This is a genomic window from Streptomyces sp. NPDC086519, from assembly GCF_040686075.1.
Lineage (GTDB): Bacteria > Actinomycetota > Actinomycetes > Streptomycetales > Streptomycetaceae > Streptomyces > Streptomyces shenzhenensis.
This window is the reverse complement of sequence record NZ_JBFBJL010000064.1, coordinates 21,307-37,330: the sequence shown is the minus strand read 5'-3', so window position 1 is coordinate 37,330 and position 16,024 is coordinate 21,307. Positions and strand designations below refer to the sequence as shown.

Annotated in this window: 16 protein-coding genes and 2 pseudogenes; 9 read left to right on the top strand and 9 right to left on the bottom strand. The window is 69.9% G+C overall.

Going from position 1 to position 16,024, the window contains the following annotated elements:
• Positions 1 to 78: 78 nt before the first annotated feature.
• Both AB0P24_RS38835 and AB0P24_RS38830 read left to right on the top strand, forming a co-directional pair.
• Positions 79 to 755: pseudogene (locus AB0P24_RS38835) on the top strand (IS5 family transposase); the annotation flags it as partial.
• Between the two features lie 59 nt (positions 756 to 814).
• The gene (locus tag AB0P24_RS38830) at positions 815 to 1,141 is read left to right on the top strand and encodes a hypothetical protein (RefSeq protein WP_365802519.1); all 327 of its coding nucleotides are present in this window, start codon (positions 815 to 817) and stop codon (positions 1,139 to 1,141) included.
• 50 nt (positions 1,142 to 1,191) lie between these two features.
• Here AB0P24_RS38830 and AB0P24_RS38825 read toward each other — a convergent pair whose 3' ends face one another.
• Entirely contained in the window at positions 1,192 to 1,365 is a 174-nt protein-coding gene (locus tag AB0P24_RS38825) for a hypothetical protein (protein ID WP_365802517.1), read from the bottom strand.
• A gap of 609 nt (positions 1,366 to 1,974) precedes the next feature.
• Positions 1,975 to 2,103 carry a hypothetical protein gene (locus tag AB0P24_RS38820; RefSeq protein ID WP_365802515.1) on the bottom strand — a complete coding sequence of 43 codons (129 nt, stop codon included), beginning with the start codon at positions 2,101 to 2,103 and terminating at the stop codon, positions 1,975 to 1,977.
• 84 nt (positions 2,104 to 2,187) lie between these two features.
• Between AB0P24_RS38820 and AB0P24_RS38815 the strand changes: the two genes are divergently transcribed.
• Positions 2,188 to 2,712 (top strand): hypothetical protein, encoded by a 525-nt coding sequence (locus AB0P24_RS38815; RefSeq protein WP_365802513.1) that lies wholly within the window; start codon positions 2,188 to 2,190, stop codon positions 2,710 to 2,712.
• 264 nt (positions 2,713 to 2,976) lie between these two features.
• Entirely contained in the window at positions 2,977 to 3,537 is a 561-nt protein-coding gene (locus AB0P24_RS38810) for a hypothetical protein (protein WP_365802511.1), read from the top strand.
• A gap of 169 nt (positions 3,538 to 3,706) precedes the next feature.
• On the opposite strand, the gene AB0P24_RS38805 is transcribed toward AB0P24_RS38810, so the two are convergent.
• Together AB0P24_RS38805 and AB0P24_RS38800 are read right to left on the bottom strand one after the other, a co-directional pair.
• On the bottom strand, positions 3,707 to 3,964 hold the full coding sequence (locus AB0P24_RS38805) for a hypothetical protein (protein ID WP_365802509.1): 258 nt from the start codon (positions 3,962 to 3,964) through the stop codon (positions 3,707 to 3,709).
• A gap of 237 nt (positions 3,965 to 4,201) precedes the next feature.
• Positions 4,202 to 4,996: a transposase gene (locus AB0P24_RS38800; RefSeq protein WP_365802507.1), complete on the bottom strand. Its 795-nt coding sequence runs from the start codon at positions 4,994 to 4,996 to the stop codon at positions 4,202 to 4,204.
• A 145-nt stretch (positions 4,997 to 5,141) separates the two neighbouring features.
• Between AB0P24_RS38800 and AB0P24_RS38795 the strand changes: the two genes are divergently transcribed.
• Positions 5,142 to 6,164 carry a GNAT family N-acetyltransferase gene (locus tag AB0P24_RS38795; protein ID WP_365802547.1) on the top strand — a complete coding sequence of 341 codons (1,023 nt, stop codon included), beginning with the start codon at positions 5,142 to 5,144 and terminating at the stop codon, positions 6,162 to 6,164.
• Positions 6,165 to 6,179: 15 nt separating this feature from the next.
• Here the strand turns inward: AB0P24_RS38795 and AB0P24_RS38790 are convergent, their stop codons facing one another.
• From AB0P24_RS38790 to AB0P24_RS38775, 4 genes are all read right to left on the bottom strand, one after another.
• Positions 6,180 to 7,163, bottom strand: a complete 984-nt coding sequence (locus AB0P24_RS38790) for an IS630 family transposase (RefSeq protein WP_365802505.1) — start codon at positions 7,161 to 7,163, stop codon at positions 6,180 to 6,182.
• A 390-nt stretch (positions 7,164 to 7,553) separates the two neighbouring features.
• Positions 7,554 to 9,086, bottom strand: a complete 1,533-nt coding sequence (locus tag AB0P24_RS38785; RefSeq protein ID WP_365802503.1) for a hypothetical protein — start codon at positions 9,084 to 9,086, stop codon at positions 7,554 to 7,556.
• Between the two features lie 314 nt (positions 9,087 to 9,400).
• Positions 9,401 to 9,724 carry a hypothetical protein gene (locus AB0P24_RS38780; protein WP_365802501.1) on the bottom strand — a complete coding sequence of 108 codons (324 nt, stop codon included), beginning with the start codon at positions 9,722 to 9,724 and terminating at the stop codon, positions 9,401 to 9,403.
• A gap of 132 nt (positions 9,725 to 9,856) precedes the next feature.
• Complete coding sequence (locus tag AB0P24_RS38775) at positions 9,857 to 10,294, bottom strand: hypothetical protein (RefSeq protein WP_365802499.1); 438 nt, start codon at positions 10,292 to 10,294, stop codon at positions 9,857 to 9,859.
• A gap of 59 nt (positions 10,295 to 10,353) precedes the next feature.
• Here AB0P24_RS38775 and AB0P24_RS38770 point away from each other — a divergent pair.
• The 4 genes and pseudogenes from AB0P24_RS38770 to AB0P24_RS38755 all read left to right on the top strand — a co-directional run bounded on the left by AB0P24_RS38770 (position 10,354) and on the right by AB0P24_RS38755 (position 14,673).
• Positions 10,354 to 10,920, top strand: a pseudogene (locus AB0P24_RS38770) (class I SAM-dependent methyltransferase).
• A 687-nt stretch (positions 10,921 to 11,607) separates the two neighbouring features.
• Positions 11,608 to 11,976 carry a hypothetical protein gene (locus AB0P24_RS38765; protein ID WP_351898477.1) on the top strand — a complete coding sequence of 123 codons (369 nt, stop codon included), beginning with the start codon at positions 11,608 to 11,610 and terminating at the stop codon, positions 11,974 to 11,976.
• 387 nt (positions 11,977 to 12,363) lie between these two features.
• Positions 12,364 to 13,707 carry an FG-GAP-like repeat-containing protein gene (locus AB0P24_RS38760; protein ID WP_365802497.1) on the top strand — a complete coding sequence of 448 codons (1,344 nt, stop codon included), beginning with the start codon at positions 12,364 to 12,366 and terminating at the stop codon, positions 13,705 to 13,707.
• Positions 13,708 to 13,854: 147 nt separating this feature from the next.
• Entirely contained in the window at positions 13,855 to 14,673 is an 819-nt protein-coding gene (locus AB0P24_RS38755) for a hypothetical protein (RefSeq protein WP_365802545.1), read from the top strand.
• A gap of 209 nt (positions 14,674 to 14,882) precedes the next feature.
• Here AB0P24_RS38755 and AB0P24_RS38750 read toward each other — a convergent pair whose 3' ends face one another.
• Positions 14,883 to 15,335 carry a DUF6069 family protein gene (locus AB0P24_RS38750; protein WP_365802495.1) on the bottom strand — a complete coding sequence of 151 codons (453 nt, stop codon included), beginning with the start codon at positions 15,333 to 15,335 and terminating at the stop codon, positions 14,883 to 14,885.
• Positions 15,336 to 16,024 lie beyond the last annotated feature (689 nt).

The window sequence follows — 16,024 nt, the reverse complement described above, 5'->3', positions numbered from 1 at the left end:
CCTAAGAACGCCTAACACAATGAGGTGGATCGGTCCTGGTGGCCGTGTCCGGTCCACGGGTTCGGAGTTGTCCGGGCCATGGGGGCTTCGCCGTGGATCGTGCCGGATGACCTGTGGGAGCGGATCGAGCCGCTCCTGCCGAAGAAGGAGCGGAGGTTCAGGTACCCAGGTCGCAAGCCGGTCCCTGACCGGCAGGTGCTGTGCGGAATCCCGTTCGTGCTGCACACCGGCATCCAGTGGGAACACCTACCCCAGGAGCTCGGCTTCGGGTCCGGCATGACGTGCTGGCGCCGGTTGCGGGACTGGAATGAGGCCGGGGCCTGACGACAGCTGCACGAGGTGCTGCTGGCCGAACTGAACGCCGCCGCCCGCCTCGACTGGTCGAGAGCGGTCGTCGACTCCAGCCACGTCAGAGCGTTAAAAGGGGGCTCCAGACAGGCCCCTCGCCAGTCGACCGGGGACGGGCCGGCTCCAAGCACCACCTGATCACCGACGGACATGACACCCCGCTCGCGGTCATCCTCACCGACGGCAACCGCAACGATGTCACCCAGCTCATGCCCCTGCTCGACGCCATCCCACCCGTCCGAGGCAGACCCGGACGGCCCCGTCGCAAGCCCGAATCGGTCTTCGCGGACCGCGGCTACGACCACGACGTCTACCGGGACCAGGTCCGGGCCCGCCGAATCCTCCCCGTCATCGCCCGACGCGGCACGCCCCACGGCAGCGGCCTGGGCACCTACCGCCAAGTGCTGTCCTTGACCTGACCGGCACTCGCCCCCATGCCGATCGGCCGACCCGGCAAACTGATCGCATGAACCGAGACGCCCTGCAATCCACACTGTCCCAGGACGGCAGCATCTCAGCGCGCGCAGCTCTGGCCGAGCTGGAGGCAGGCGCGGACTTCCAGGTCTTCCTGAACCAAACGGCTTCTGCACGACAGCTCTGGGACACCTGGTCCTGGCGGCACGAAGTCATGCTCGACACGGGCGTCACACCCCGGCCCGGACTTGCCGAGGCCATCGCCGGGCTCCAAGCCGCAGGAGCAGCCCGGGTCTACATGGCAACCGTCACCGGATCACAGAGACGTTTCACGATCTTCCTGTCGGAAGACCTCACTCAGTGCGTTGCCTGCTGGTGACACGACCTCATTGTGTTAGGCGTTCTCAGGCGGGCGGGAAGTTTGACCCGTCAGAGGCCGTTCAGGGTGCTGCTGTCACGGCAGCACCCTGAACGGCCCCACACCACCACAAGGTCCAGACAATCAACAGGTGAAAATTGAGAACCAGGCAGTTCGGATTCATCCTCGCACTTGCTGTCACCCTTCTCGCCGCGTTCATTGGCTACCAGCGCAACGGCGGTCACCCAAGCATTCCCTGGGCGCTCTCAGGAGCCGTCGCGGGAACGGTGATAGCCGTCGCGATTCGCCTGATTCGAGGCAAATGAAAGGAGCGCCGCAGAGTTACTCGGGTTGAACGCGTAGCCCTGGGCACGACCGGCCATGGCGCCGCATCGGCTTGCCCATAGCCAGGATCCTCTGATGCGCTCGGGGTGCTGCCATCACGGCAGCGCCCCCCTCTCTGTCAGCCTTGGGTGAGACGCCCCGCTTCGTAGCGGTTGGTCATGAGAGGGCACGACAGGAGAATCACCCCCTCATGACCAGCACCACCCTCGCCGAGTCCGATCCGGCTCCCCGGCCCAAGCGCCGTTCCTTCAGTCCCGAGTACAAGCTGCGGATCGTGGCCGAGTACGACGCCGCGCCCAAGAACGAGAAAGGCACGCGGTCCTGCGCCGCGAGCGCCTGTACCACTCGCACGTCAAGGAATGGCGGGCCGCGCGGGATGCTGGGGCCCTGGAGAAGCTGGTCGACAAGCGCGCCAGCCCGGCCCGGCCGAAGAAGTCCGACGCCGAGGTCGAGAACGAGAAGCTGCGCCGCCAGGTGGAACGGTCCGCCCCGGCGGGCGCTGCCGAGCGTCACAGCATCTGGGCGCGCGGGGGTTTCGGCACGGGACGGGTGAACAGGGCGCGTTCCGCCCGCCCGAGGCCGTCGAGGATCTTGTCCCGGAGCCGGGCCGACTGCTGTGTGGTGTGCTGGTCATCCATAGGGAGCAGGATCGGGCGGGTCCCTTGTGGACAGAGGACTCCGAGCGGCGGGGATCATGGGCATCGATCACAGGAGGAGCACGGGTGCGGCTGACGATCGACACCGAGACGGACACCTACGAGCAGGCGATAGCCGCCGTCCAAGCCGCGTACGGGCTGCGGCCGGCTGTCCCGGACGCCTGGCGGGACGCCCCGGCTGCGGATCCCCGTCCCGGCCCGCAGGACCTCGCCGACGACGCCCTCACCGGCGGCTGGACGGATCAGCTGCTGTTCCGCCTGATCGCCTCACTGGCGCCCGGGGCACGGGCGGTGCTGCGCCGGGTCACCGAGCTGGGCGGCACCGCCTCCTACGACGACGTCCAGCGGTACTTCGCCGAACATCCGTCGACGCCGATCCTGCCGTCGACGATCGGCGGCACGCTGACCAGTGTCAAAGCGGTCCAGCGCCGCGTCGGCCCGGACGGTGGCGCCCCGCTCCTCCAGCGGGACGAACGAGCCCGGCGCTACCAGATCGCCGACGGACTCGTGGCTGGCCTCCAGCGGGCCTTCGCGCTCGCGGACGTCCGTCCCGACCTGCTGCGAGGCGCGCCTGTTGCCAGAGAACCGTGATGGCCGCCATGTGCCGACCGAGCATTCGGTGTCGTACGGCGCAGTGCATCCGGGCGGTCAGTCCTTGCGTCTTTACTTTCCGACGGATGCGAGGGGGACGACGGCATGGTGGGCAGCGACCGACGGCGAGCGGCGACGGTACGACTGGCCGGGCGGCGGCCGGGACCTCGCCGGGTCCGGATCCGGGCGGCGCCCGGTAGGCCGACAGGAATTCGGCGGCGGTGGCGCCGCATCGACTGGGGCAGGGCCGGCACGATCACCGCGGTGGTTGCCGCTCTCGCGGGACTGCTCCTCACGGGCGTCTCCACGCTCTACGACGCGCTCGTCTCCCAAGGCGAACTGGAGCAGGCGCGCCAGGCAGCCGATCAGGAAACCCGCGCCCAGGCGTTGCGTGTGTCCTACTGGACGGAATTCCCGACTCCCTTCGTCAAGCGCATCCATGTCATCAACAGCTCGTCCGATCCGGTCTCGGAGGCCGATCTGCTCCTGTCGCCTGCTGACGCGGGGCCGGATCACGTACTCCAACTCCCAGTCCTGGCACCGTGCTCGGAAACGGTCGTCAAGGAAGAGGTATGGGCCAAACGTCCCGGCCAGGGCCCGCCGTACGCGCCGCGCGACCGGCCGCCCGGCGTCGTCCGCTGGATGGCATTTCGCGACCGGGACGGTCTTGTCTGGAAACGGGACCGCAAAGGGATCTCCCGACTGCCGGACGACTGGACGGTGCTGAGCGTAGGCGGCGCCGCCACCTTGGAGATCACGGGTGTTACCGAGGGCACACCCGGTGTGCTGCCAGTGAAGCAGGTCCCGTCCTGCGGAGACGGCTGACGTCCTCGTACCCCCCTCCATGTATCCCCCTCCATGCCGCTTAACAGCGCCCCGGACAGACCAGCCACCTGCCCGGATCTGGCCAACGGGCCCGCGCGGCCCAGCGATGGCCGGCACGTCGGGAGTCCGGCAGCACTCGACTTTCGTCGTTCTGGCAGGTTGGGAGTGATCAGGCCGCGGCGGTGGAGAGGCTGGCCATGGCCCATGCCTGGTGGACGGCGCGGATTTCCTGATCGGTGGGCCGGCCTGAGCGGGTGGGCAGAAATCGGGCGGCGATGATGACCCGGCGGAGCTTGGCGACCATGTCCGAGACGGACAGGTCGGTCCTGGTGGTGTACCAGGGGGCACGCTCGTGGCGGTCGGCGGCGTCGTTCGCCTGCTGGCCGTGCAGCGCGTACCGGACGACGGTGATCGTGTAGCAGTACACGCCGAACGGGACGGTGCGCTCGACCGCTCGGCGGGTGCGACTGTGGGCCTGGCCGGCCCCGAGCAGGTCGCGGGCCTCGGCGAAGGTGACCTCGATGGATCAGCGCCACGCGTACCGGGTGATCAGCGCCGGGGCCGGGGTGGTCAAGCCGGTGGTGACCAGCGCGAGGTCGTAGCCGCTGTCGGTGGCCTCGTCGCGCGGGAGGATCACGCGGACGGCGCGGGTATGGAAGGAGCCTTACCACAGGCAGGTGAGCTCGGCCAGGCGCACGGTCTCGGTGCGCTGGTAGCGGTGGACCCCGAAGGATGTGAAGGCGAGGGCAGCGGCCAGTTTCTTCGCGGTGCCCAGGCGGCCTCCCTTGAGCGCGAGGCGGCCGCGCTTGCCGGTGGGTGGCGGGGCGAGGCCGTAGAGCACCGCGGACGCGGGCAGGCGGGTGGTGAAGGTGCAGGTGGCGGGCAGGTCGCGCAGCGTCTTGCCGTGGTAGGCCGCGTCCGCGACGACGTGGATGTGCCGGCCCTGGTGGCAGGCGGCGAGAAGGCGGAGCACGGACGCGGCGAGGTCGACCTTGGACTGCTCCTGCTTTGGGCGCCACAGCCGGGCCATCACCGGCAGGCACACCGGCCGTGCGAGGCAGGGGAGTCGGACCATGATGCCGATCACGACGAAGCAGGTCCCGCGCCCGACCGGCTTGGGACCCTTGGCAGCGCCGTCGTGCTGCCAGGCCGCCCCGAACACCTTCTTCCCGCGCCGCTTGAACAGGGTGTCGTCCGCCGCGACGGTCAGCACCCCGCTCTCGGGCAGCAGGCGGCGCACGATCAGGTGGGACAGGGACACGCCCAGCAGGTCCGGGCTCCACCGGGCGCGGGAGAAGAACACGTGGGCGCGGTCATGAGACCAGACGCGCGTCAACTCCGCGCCGCTGAGCATCCCGGTCACCGTGCACCGCCCGGTCTGCGCGATCAGCCCCGTGACCAGCGAGGAGAAGGTGGTGAAGGTGGGAGCGGTGAAGCAGCCCCGCAGCAACTCCAACACGGCTAGTGCCGTGACCGGATAGGTTCACCGGCTGCCTCCTGATCGTCCCAAAGAGTCGCCGGGTAGGCTCCTTCGGTCCTTGGCCGAGAGGAGTTGCCGAGTGGCCCGGTTAAGTGGACCCGTTCTGCGTACCCAGAGGCTTGTGATGGAGCCGATCCGCCGCGAGGACAGCGACGATCTCTTCGCGGCTGTGGTCAGTCAGGACAGCGTCATGCGATGGCTGGCGACCGGCCGGGCGGACAGCCGATCCGCAGCCGAGGCCATGTGCGACGGCCACGTCGCCCACTGGACCAGACACGGCTACGGCGACTTCGCGGTCAGGGATGCCGCAACGCACACGTTTCTCGGCCGGGTGGGACTGCGCAATCGGGCCCAGCACGGAGTCGACCTCGGTTTCGCCCTGCACCCGCGGGCGCAGGGCCGCGGGATCGCCCGCGAAGCGGGCCGCGCGTGCCTCGACTTGGCACTTCGCCGTCTCTCGCTCCCTGTTGTTTTCGCGTTCGTCCTGCCCGGCAACATGGCCTCGATCGCGGTACTGCGCCGCCTGGGCGCGCAGGCGGACGGGACTGTCCGGTCCAGTGGCCTGCATTGTCTGCGCTACCGGTTTGACCCCGCCGCCATGGCCGCTGCGGAGCATGGGGTGGACGACGGTGGTGCGGACCTCCAACTGGTCCATGCGCCGGGCCCCGGTTCTCCGGATGACAGAGCCGCACTCCGCGACGACCTGCCGGATCCCTTCGGGGTGAATGGGCTCGGACTGATGTGGGCGGACAAGCAGCACACCCTCACCGCTGTCTCCGAAGGCCGACCGGTGGCATCCGCGGGATGGCTGCTGCGGGACATGGCCTTCGACGGATTGCCGCGCCGTGGCGCGGGGTTGGGCGGTGTGCTGGTGCATCCCGCTTATCGAGGCCGCGGCATCGCCCGGACGGTGATCAGCGTGGCGGTCGAACACGCACGAGCGGCCGGCGCCGAGACGATGATTCTGCTCTGCCGCCCGGACCTGGTCCCGCTCTACACGCAGCTGGGATGGAGCCGGCTCTCCGTGCCCGTCACCGTCCACCAGCCCGACGGCGCGCGGACCTCGCCACTGACCACCATGATCTACAACCTGGCCGGCCTGCCTCATCCAAGCATCAGTGTGGACCTGCGAGGCTTGCCCTTCTGATGTGCTGAGCAGGATTCACCGTGTGGTCAGGCTGTGTCGGCAAAGGGACGTCCGCCCCAGCGGATGCCCGCGCAGCGGGCCGAAGTGGGTCTCGATGAGGTTGGCCCAGGAGGCGTGGGTCGGAGTGAAGCACAGCTCGGCCCTGTTCTTCTTCGCCCACGGGCGGATGTCGGAGCCGGTGTGGGCGGAGAGGTCGTCCAGGATGATGTAGATCGGAGCGCCGTCGGGCCGGGCGGCGCGGATCGACTTCAGCGCGGCCCGGCTGGTGGTTGTGCCCTTGCGGCGCCGGTTGACGCCCCACAGGGTGTCGTCGCCGACGGAGTAGCGGCCGTGGAAGTAGGTGACGCCGTGGGTGCGGTGGTAGGTCGTCGGCAGACGGTTGGGCTCTCCCTGTTCGGCCCAGCAGGAGCCTTGGGCGGTCCGGATCCCGAGGGGCCCGAACTCGTCGAAGGCGAAGGTCCGGTCCGGGAAGCGTTCCAGCACCTGCTCGATCCGGTCGAGCTTGGCGTCGCGTTCGGGGTCGGGTGACTCCTTCCCGGTCTTGGTCCGCTGGAAGGTGATGCCGCGGCGCAGGAGCAGAGGCCGTAAGACTTCACGGCCGATGCGGATGACGCGTCCGTGGACGCGGCGCAGGCAGGCGGCGAGTTTGCGGATCGACCAGCGGGTGAAGGGCTGGCCGAGCTTGGTGGGACGGGTGGTGGCCGTCTGGATGACGAAGTCCTCGTCGTCATCGCCGAGCAGGCGGGGACGGCCTCCCGCCCATCGAGGGGCCGGGCAGGCCAGACCGATCTCGTTGAACCGGTGGATCACCTCCCGCACCGTGTCCTCGTCGGCCTGGACCAGCTGGGCGATCACCGGGACGCGGTTCCCGCCGGCGGACGCCAGCAGCATCATCGCCCGGCGATAGCGCACTGAGCTGGTGCTGCCCCGGCGCACGATCTGCCGCAGTCTCTGCCCTTCCTGGTCGGTCAGTCTGCGCACCCGCACAGGCTCGGCCACCAGGCCTCCAGCGGTCGGAACGGACGTCACCGCCCATCCAACCGCCAACCCGCCGAACGTATGCGGTCACAGCACTGGCAGCGAAGCGGGTACGGCCGGATCCGGCAGCATCGGTGGGTCCGTCCCCGGAGGAGACAGAAGCACCGCCGATGCTTCTCTGCTGTCTCCAGCCTGCGAGGCCGGATGACGTCACATCACCCGTCTGAACTAGTGCCGCGGCAGGCAACGTCTGCCCGTCAAGGAGCGGCGTCCGGTGCGTGCTCTCGGCGTGCCGGACGCAGTCCTCGTACTGGACCTACTTGGGCTTTCGGCCGGTGCGGCGAGTGGGGGTACCCCCTCTGGGGGAGCGTGCCGGGCGTCGCGACGGGGCGAACGTTGCCTGCCGCGGCACTAGCTCCGTCCGACCGGTCGGAGGTGGCTCTCGGCGAAGCTGCGCAGTTCGTCGCGGGTTCGTGCGGGGTCGGTCGCGGCTTCGGTGGCACGGCCTCTGGGGAGGTAGCGGACGCCGTCGATCTCGCAGATCAGCGGTCCCACGCCGGTGTTGCGCACCAGGGCCTCGCCCACCGGAGCGGGGCCGCCGACGGTGCGACGTCCGCTGCCGCGGGATCGGGAGATCGGCTGGAGGAACAGCGGCGTCGCCACATCCCCGCCCTCCGGTCGGAACAGGACCAGCACCATCTCGCCGGGATCCCGGCGCAGCCGGACGTAGCGCGTGGGCTGCCATGCGGCCTCCCCGGCACCTGAACGCGCGGCACGCAGTACCGGACCGCAGAGGGCGGAGCGGTCGGCGGCGAACCAGCCGATCCGGGCGAGGGACGCGATGCCGACCGTGCCGAGCACGAGGAAGCGCCAGTGCCCCAGGTGGAAGTGGTCGTCGAGGATCGCGGCGGCGGAGAGCAGCAGGAAGTACCAGGCGCCGGTGCCGAGGACGGTGGCCAGCACCCAGATGCGCGGCGACACGGACGTGCGGCCGAAGCCGCGGCGCGGCGGGGTCACCCGGGGGCCCGGGCGATGGCGATCGCCGTGCCGGGCTGCGGCGGCGAGGCTCGCGTAGCTCAGGTTGTCATCGAGGGCGGGCCATCTGTCCTCGCCCGCCTCGTCGCCTGCGGCCGGCTGCGGGTGGATCGCCGGCGCTGCCCGGCGCGCCAGCCGGACACGTCGGGCGCAGGCCAGCGGGTTGACCATCAACGCACCGCCCAGGCCGAGCAGGCCGAGGCCGCCTCCGAGCACGGCGACCACACTCAGGACGGTTCGCGTGTTCACGGCCTCACCCAGGAAGGGCCAGGGCAGGGCGGTGATCCGGATGCGGTCGCCGGAGCGGACGTGTGTCGTGTCGCAGTCCACAGCCGCCCGCTGTGCGCCGCCGTCCCAGCCGACGGTGCAGCTGTCGTCGTCCCGGTGCACGCGGACGACCTCGGCGGCGATGTGCTTCCCGAGAAGCGCGACGTCCGCGGTGGCCAGGCCCACGAACAGGGACGCCGCGAGGGCGAGTACCGCCCATGGCGGTGCGGCCGGCAGAAGCAGCCGTCGGGCGGGCGCGGAAACCGGGCGGGTCTGTTCGCCCAGCCAGGCGCCGAGGGTCCGCGCATCGTGCGTGGCCAGGCCCAGCCGCAGCACCTGGCCTTCGGGTGTCCGGTAGCGCAGATTGACCTTCTCGAAGGGGGGCCGGCCGTTGGTGGAGACTGTCGCGTCCAGGGCCTCGCCACCGCGTGGCAGGGCGGTGACGTTCCCGGAACGGTCCAGAAAGACGGGCCCGTCGAGGCGTGGGTCGGCCAGCAGTCGGCCTTTGCGGCCGTCGAGTCGGCAGCGGAAGTGCACGGCCCGGCCCGCTGCCAGGCCGCGTCGCCTCCTTGCCGCCGCCCACCGGGCCAGCCCGGCTATGACCATGGGGATCACCACGAGCCCCACAAAGCTGGCGATCATCGGTTCCGTCGTCTCCTCCGCTGTGAGTGATCGGAGAAGCGTACGAGGGCCGCCAGGGGCCCTGGCCCGGGGGTGCCCTCTGGCCTGCCGGGATGACTCGGCACCGCAGTGGATGGACGAGCTGACCGAGCGCTGGAAGGCCGCCCGCCAGGACGGCGCACCGCCGCCCCCGCCCAGCCCGGCCCCGGCCCGGCTTCGCACAGGAGACGCTCGACTTCGGCCGACCCGACGACAGCGGGTCCGGACAGGATCACCCTGCCCGGACCCGCTGCTCGCTCCCGGCTGCTCGCCGGCTGAGACGGATACGCGGGCCCTCACACGAACTCGAGGTCGCCCAGCAAGACGTCCTCCAGCTCGCCCTCCCACTTGCCGTGCAGGAGGAACGGTCGGGCCTCCGTCCGCTCGTAGATGATCAGGCTCTCGGGCTGACCGACCAGCATGTAGCGGCCGTACTCGGCTGGCCTGCTGCCCGGCCCGTACCCGCGCAGCAACTCCTCCAGGCACTCGCGGTGCTGTGCGGCGAACGCCTCCAGGCGCTCCACATACCCGTCCCGCTCGTCCTCGCCCACAGCGCTGAGCGCCACGGTCAGGATCTCCTCCGACGCTTCGGAGATGAGGAAGTTGCCCGGGTCGGTCAAGGCCCACGTGTGTTGAGCGGCGCTGAAGATGAGCATGAAGGCGACGGGCTGGTTGTGGACGGGACAAAGTGAAACGACCCCGGCGGCCGTCAGGCCGCCGGGGTCGTCGTGAACGAGGTGTCGTTCTCGTCGTCACTCTGTCGCGTGGGTCTCGGTGATGGCGAGGCGGGTTGAGGACCCGTCCACGATGCTCTTCTCGTCGGCGAACGCGGCGAACGCGGCGATCAGGGAGGGCAGGGCGATGTTGTTGACTGATCGGGGCAGGCCGTGGCTGGTGAGGTGGATCAGGCCGACGGCGTCGTCGGAGAACAGGGGGTCGGATCGTCCGGCGATCGTCAGGTGGTGCTTGATGTAGCTGGCGGTTTCGTCCTTCGTCATGGTCGGCATCTGGTAGCTGATCGAGATCCGCTGGTCCAGGGCCGCCAGGACGCCGTGCTTCATCCGTTTGCGCTGAGTGGGCTGCCCGATCAGCAACACCGCGAACGGCGTCGTGGAGTCCATGTCGTAGTTGGTGAGCATGCGGATCGCGTCCAGCTCGTGGTGGTCCAGGAGGTGCGACTCGTCGATCACGACCGCGGGGGTGCGTCCGCGCTCGTCGACTTCGGCGGCGAGCGCGGCGGACGCCTGAGCTGCGAGAGCGGCGGACTGATACTGTCGTCGATGACCTCCCGATTGCCGGAGACGTGCCGGAGTTGGCCTGCGGAACGGGCCAGTGGACCCCGAGGCTCGCGGCGCGGGCGCAGTCGGTGACGGCTGTCGATGCGTCAGCCGAGGTGTTGGCCCTGGCTCGTGCGCGCACAGCATCCCCCACCGTCCAATTCCTCCAGGCCGACCTGTTCCGGTGGCAGCCGCCACGACGCTACGACACCGTGTTCTTCGCCTTCTGGCTCTCTCATGTCCCGCCGGCGAGGCTGTCCCACTTCTGGAACACTGTCGCCGCCGCGCTCGCGCCGGGCGGCAAAGCGATCTTCATTGACGACGGCCCCGCCGCAGCGGCATACGAGGAAGTCCTCGCGAACCAGCCATCCCCGGCGGCGTTGCGTCGGCTCGATGACGGCCGCCAGTAACGCATCGTGAAGGTATTCCACGACGCCGAGACCCTGACGGACGACCTCACAACGCTCGGGTGGTCGGTCCACATCCGGACCACGGCCGGGAACTTCATCGGCATTGCAGAACCGCCGACCACCCCCTGACCAAACCACGTAGGCGAACCACATCACCTGAGACCGCAGGCGAATCGGACCAGATCACCTGAGGCAGAGGCCAGATCGACAGAGACGGGACACCCTCGGGTCGCGCCGCGCTTCTCGTGTGTTCGTGTCCTGTGCCATCGAAATTTGATCTTTGCCGTCGAAGTTTGATGATCAGTAAGTTCGTGCCATCGAAGTTTGATCAGCACGAGATGCTGATGGTCAGGGGTGGCGGTGGGGCAGCTCGTGGATGCCTACGCACATCCGACCTCGGGGACGTTTGACCTGGGATTCTTGGCAGATGGCGTACAGGGTCAGCCTTCGCTGGCGGCCTGCTGGGGTGTCCGTTTCGAGCGGGCAGCGCCGGTGTGCCCGTTCCGCCGGCCCGCCCCGGCTGGCGACCCAGTTGTTCTCGCGGAAGGTGACCATTCCCGCCAGGAACGGCATTCCGATCCGCAGCCGGTCGGCAGCCGAAGGAGTCAGCCGCTCCTCGGGGCACAGCTGGGGGGGCGCCGCCCGGGGGCGCAGGAGCGCAGCGGATAGGCAGGCCGAGCTGCCGCTATCCCCGTTTTGATGGTTTGCCCTAGAAGGTGGCGAAGGGGCGCGATAGCGCCCCTAGCGTGAGTCGCGCCGTGGCCTGCGGCACGGTGCCTTTCGAGGCACCGGAGCAGCGACCGACAAGGAGCACTGATGGCGAACTTCCAGACCGGCGAGATTCCCCCCGGCTTCGCATTCACCGAGAGCGGCGGGCTCATCCACTACAAGTACGGCATCGTCCTGGCCGTCCCGGCAGCCAACCAGGCCGGCTGGTCGGGCGACATGTGGATCAGCTTCGCCTCCGCCTGGGCGGATGCACGGATCAAGGTGAACTGGCACGACGGCTCCAACTGGAGCGCCGCCGTGGACCTGGACGTCACGCAGGCAGGCGGCCGGGTCCACAACGGCGCGAAGCTCCCGACGAGTACGCAGAAGATCGCCATCGGCCGCGTCAAGAAGAGCGCGAGCGACACCGAGGACGACATCCCCGTCAGCTGGCTGCTCCAAGTCGCAGAGGCGTGACCCAGCTACCCCTCCTATATCCGCCGATGCCTGGTCCGGCCCAGCAGGCCGGACCAGGCATCGGCGTGGTGACCGTGGTCTTGCCGGCCGTGCTCTACCTGGCCGCCGCGGTCTGTGCCGGGCGCCCGCGGCGCCGTCACCGGCGGGCGTCACCTGGCGCGAGCAGGCTGGCCACCTCGGCGATGGCATCTGGGCATGATCAACCACCACCGAGATCCACTTCCGCTGTGGAAGTCCCTGAGGTAGGCGGTGCCGGGAGGACGTACAACCAACGGGCGGACCGGTGAGTCTCGTGAGGTGACAACCATGTCGCCGTAACTGGGGGGTTCATCTATGTTTTCCCGGCGTTCGCATGCTCGTTGGGCGGGGCCGCTCGCGGTGGCGCTGATGGCGGCGGGGCTGGGCGCGCTCGGCGCGCCGACGGCTTCCGCCACCAAGGACGCCACCTCGGTCCAGGACGACTTCAACGGCGACGGATACGCGGACCTGGCCGTCGGCGCCAACCATGCCATCGTCGGCGGCAAGAGCAAGGCGGGCTATGTGGCGGTGACGTACGGCGGTCCGCACGGGCTGTCGGCGTCCAACCGGTCCATCATCAGCCGCGCCACCGCCGGTGTCCCGGGAAGCCCCACGGCGAACCAGGCATTCGGTACGCAGCTGTCGCGGGGCGACCTCGACGGCGATGGCTACGGGGACCTCGTCATCGCTTCGGGCACGGCCGGCGACCCGGTCATCGTCTGGGGCGGACCGAGGGGCCTGACCGGCGGCACGTCCGTCCCCGACCACTGGAGCACGCAGACCGGCGACTTCGACGGCGACGGCCACACGGACCTCGCGCTCTTCGAATTCGGCGGGGGCGGCGGCGACGAGCCGGGCCACACCGACGTCACCGTCTGGAAGGGCCCGGTCAGCCGCGCCGGCCTCCCCACCGCCGTGACCCGGCTCGACGCCGGGCAACTGTGCTGCATCGAGGTCTCCGAGAAGGCCACGGGTGACGTCAACGGCGACGGCTACGACGACCTCCTGGTATCCGGATACGTCGGTGAAGGCAGCTACGGCACCCAGCTTTACGTCGGCTCCCCGAACGGCCTGGTGTACGACGACCGAGTCCGGGCTCCCGGCTGGGGTCTGGCCATCGCCATGGGTGATGTCAACGGCGACGGCTACGACGACATCGTCGTCGGGGTGAGTGACGACTCGCGGATCGACATCGCGTACGGCGCGGCCTCCGGTGTCGTGCCGCGAGAGCAGTGGACGAGCATCACCCAGAACACCGCCGGTGTCCCGGGCACCCTCGAGTACGAGGACGCCTTCGGCGCCTCCCTCGCGGTCGGGGACATCAACGGCGACGGCATCGACGACATCGCCGTCGGCGCCCCCGGCGAGGCCCTCGGCACCACCCATGACGCCGGCGTCGTCGACATCCTCCGCGGCAGCCGCTCCGGCGTCACGGGGGCCGGCGCCCAGGCCATCACCCAGAACACCGCCGGCGTCCCCGGCACGGCGGAACTCGGAGACGGCTTCGGAACCACCGTCCGCCTCCTCGACATCAATCGCAACGGCTACGCCGATCTGGTCGCCGCAGCGACCGGTGAGGACGGCGGCAACGGGGCCGTGTGGGCCTTGCGGGGGCGTCCGACGGGGATCGTGCCGGACGCCGCGTTCGTGTTCGGGGGGCGGACGCTGGGGGCGCCTTATGCGAAGGCGCAGTTTGGGTACGAGATCAAGTAGGGCCGTACGGCTTTCCGCAAGGCCTTCTACCTGCATCGACTGCGGCCGGGAGCTGATCGAAGAGGTCGCCAAGGCCGGGGTCATGCTCGACACCGCCGGACTCACCCCGTGAGCGGTCACGGTCGTGCCGGTGAGGTGGCGTCAGTGATGCATGTGCGCTGCCCGCAGGGCGTGCCGGAAGAGACGTACCGGCAGGTCCTCGAGCTGCTCGCGGACCTGTCCGCAGTCGTGCAGGCCCTGCCGCCGTCCGCAGTTCTGGTGGAGCTGAAGGGGGCACTGCGCTATCAGGGGGCCGGCGGGCGCCAGCTGGCGGAGGTGGCCCGGTTGCGGTCGGTGGCGCGACTGGGGGTGGACCTGCAAATTGGGGTCGGGAGCTCCAGTTGGACGGTCGCGGCGACGGCCTCGGCGCAGGCGCCGGCGTCGGGCGGCATCGTGACGGTGGCTCCCGATCACACCGTGCAGTGGCTGGGCACGCTGGAGGTGCAGGCGCTGCACGGGATCGGTCCCCAACATGCGGCGCTCCTGCGCCGTTACGGCATCGACACGGTGGCGCGGCTGGCCGCGCTGCCGACGGGGACGGTGCAGCAGATCCTGGGAGCACGTGCCGGGCGGATCGCCTCGGAGCGGGCCCGCGGCTGGGATCCCCGCCCCGTCATCCCCACCGCCCTGCCGGTGTCCGTGAGTGTCAGGGCCCGCTTCGGGCGGGACCTGCTGGACGGGGCGGAGGTACGGGCCCGGCTGCTGGAGCTGGTCGTACGGCTCGGCGTCACGCTGCGAGGCCGGGGCCAGGCCGCCCGGGCCGTCACGCTCACCCTGCACTTCGCCGGCGGCGCGCGGTGGGACAGATCTCCCCGTGTAGGGAGGGGAGCCCGCCCCAGTGCGTCCGTCAATGTTCTTGGTGTGACGATGGGGATGACCGCGGAGCGAGGGTTCGGCAGACGGGGTGGCTGGCGGGGCCATTGGTGAGCCCGCTCAGGAAGACCAGCGGCGCGGTGTCCGCCAAGGTCCAGGCGGCGGATGCGGCGGGCGAATCGGTCACGCAGACCACGTACGCCGCCTACGGTCTGACCGCAGGCTGACCCCTTGCGTCGATCGGCCCGCATGATGGCGGCCCCCCTCTTTTGGGGGCCTATCCCGACGTCGGGGTGGGCGCAACCACGCCAGCGCAGCGCAGATCACCGTGCGCGCAGGCGTGCCGCGACCGCGGGGACGATGATCGCGCCGGCGATCAGGTGCGCGGCGGCGAGGACGAGCTTGGTGGACGTCGCGGTGTCAGCCGCCGTGAGCGGCGCGGCGAGGGAGAGCGCGAGCAGCGGCAGCGCCGTGCGCAGGTACAGCCGCGCCGGGTTCTTCGCGAACCGGGCGATCAGCACGACGGCGAACGTGAACCAGAACGTGACGACCATCGTCCCCATCGCGAACATGCCGACGGTGATCGTCGTTGCGTGCTGCGAACCCAGACCGGCGGCCCTCATTGGCACACCGGCGGCCCGGGCGGCCAGGCCCCACAGTTCGACGACGACGCTGGCCGCGAGCGCCGCCAGATAGCACACCTGCCAGACCGGGCGGCGCGCCAAGAAGGTGGCGGGCGGCGTCGCGGATGTGCGCGGGGCAGAGGTGACGGACATGGTGTTCCTCCCAGAGAAGACTCGAATCCTGCGCCTGCACAGAGGCGTCGAATGAGCCGGGCGGAATTCGACACCAGCCGCCGGTGGGTCCGGGAGAAAGTTCCTTGCGGGTCGCACCGCCGTGGTTGCTTCAGCCGGCGGGCCCGGGGGCACTCACTGGGAGCGGTTGGTTGCGTGCTCGGGAGTGTGTTGCCGGGTTCGTGTGCGAGGTGAGGCACGGGGCGCTCGGAGAGCGCGAAGGCGCACGCCCGGTGGACCGGAAGGCTCACAGTGTGACGCGCGTTACTCCACGTGGTCGGATGGTCATCTTCCGTATCTGATCGGCCATGTCTGCTCAGCTCCGGACGCCAGCCTGTCGGCCCTGTAACAAATCTGACGGACCGAAAGTTGAGCAGCGGCTCCCGGGGCGCCGGCGAGGCGCGGTGCGAGTGCCGGTACGGAGGCGGCGGCAGGCGGCATTATGGATCAGTCGACATTCGGAAATATGGTCGCCCGTGCGGCGGACCGGTCGCAGGGGCGATGGGTGGGCGGCCGGGGCTCCCGTCGGGGGCTGTACGCCGCTCTCTGCCAAGGCGTGGGCAGGACGCAGGCCGCCGGGGTCCGTGGCTGCTGAGGGGCGCAGCTGGGTGCGGGGCCGCTTCCGTCCAGCGTGTAGGGGGCTGGACGGAAGCGGTGCGGTTCCCCCTTCG

Bases quoted from the DNA above. Each gene is read 5' to 3' on its own strand.
- AB0P24_RS38765 (WP_351898477.1), top strand. From the start codon at position 11,608: ATGGCGAACTTCCAGACCGGCGAGATTCCCCCCGGCTTCGCATTCACC.
- AB0P24_RS38795 (WP_365802547.1), top strand. From the start codon at position 5,142: ATGGAGCCGATCCGCCGCGAGGACAGCGACGATCTCTTCGCGGCTGTG.
- AB0P24_RS38820 (WP_365802515.1), bottom strand. From the start codon at position 2,103: ATGGATGACCAGCACACCACACAGCAGTCGGCCCGGCTCCGGGACAAG.
- AB0P24_RS38755 (WP_365802545.1), top strand. From the start codon at position 13,855: ATGCATGTGCGCTGCCCGCAGGGCGTGCCGGAAGAGACGTACCGGCAG.
- AB0P24_RS38750 (WP_365802495.1), bottom strand. From the start codon at position 15,335: ATGTCCGTCACCTCTGCCCCGCGCACATCCGCGACGCCGCCCGCCACC.
- AB0P24_RS38830 (WP_365802519.1), top strand. From the start codon at position 815: ATGAACCGAGACGCCCTGCAATCCACACTGTCCCAGGACGGCAGCATC.
- AB0P24_RS38785 (WP_365802503.1), bottom strand. From the start codon at position 9,086: ATGATCGCCAGCTTTGTGGGGCTCGTGGTGATCCCCATGGTCATAGCC.
- AB0P24_RS38760 (WP_365802497.1), top strand. From the start codon at position 12,364: ATGGCGGCGGGGCTGGGCGCGCTCGGCGCGCCGACGGCTTCCGCCACC.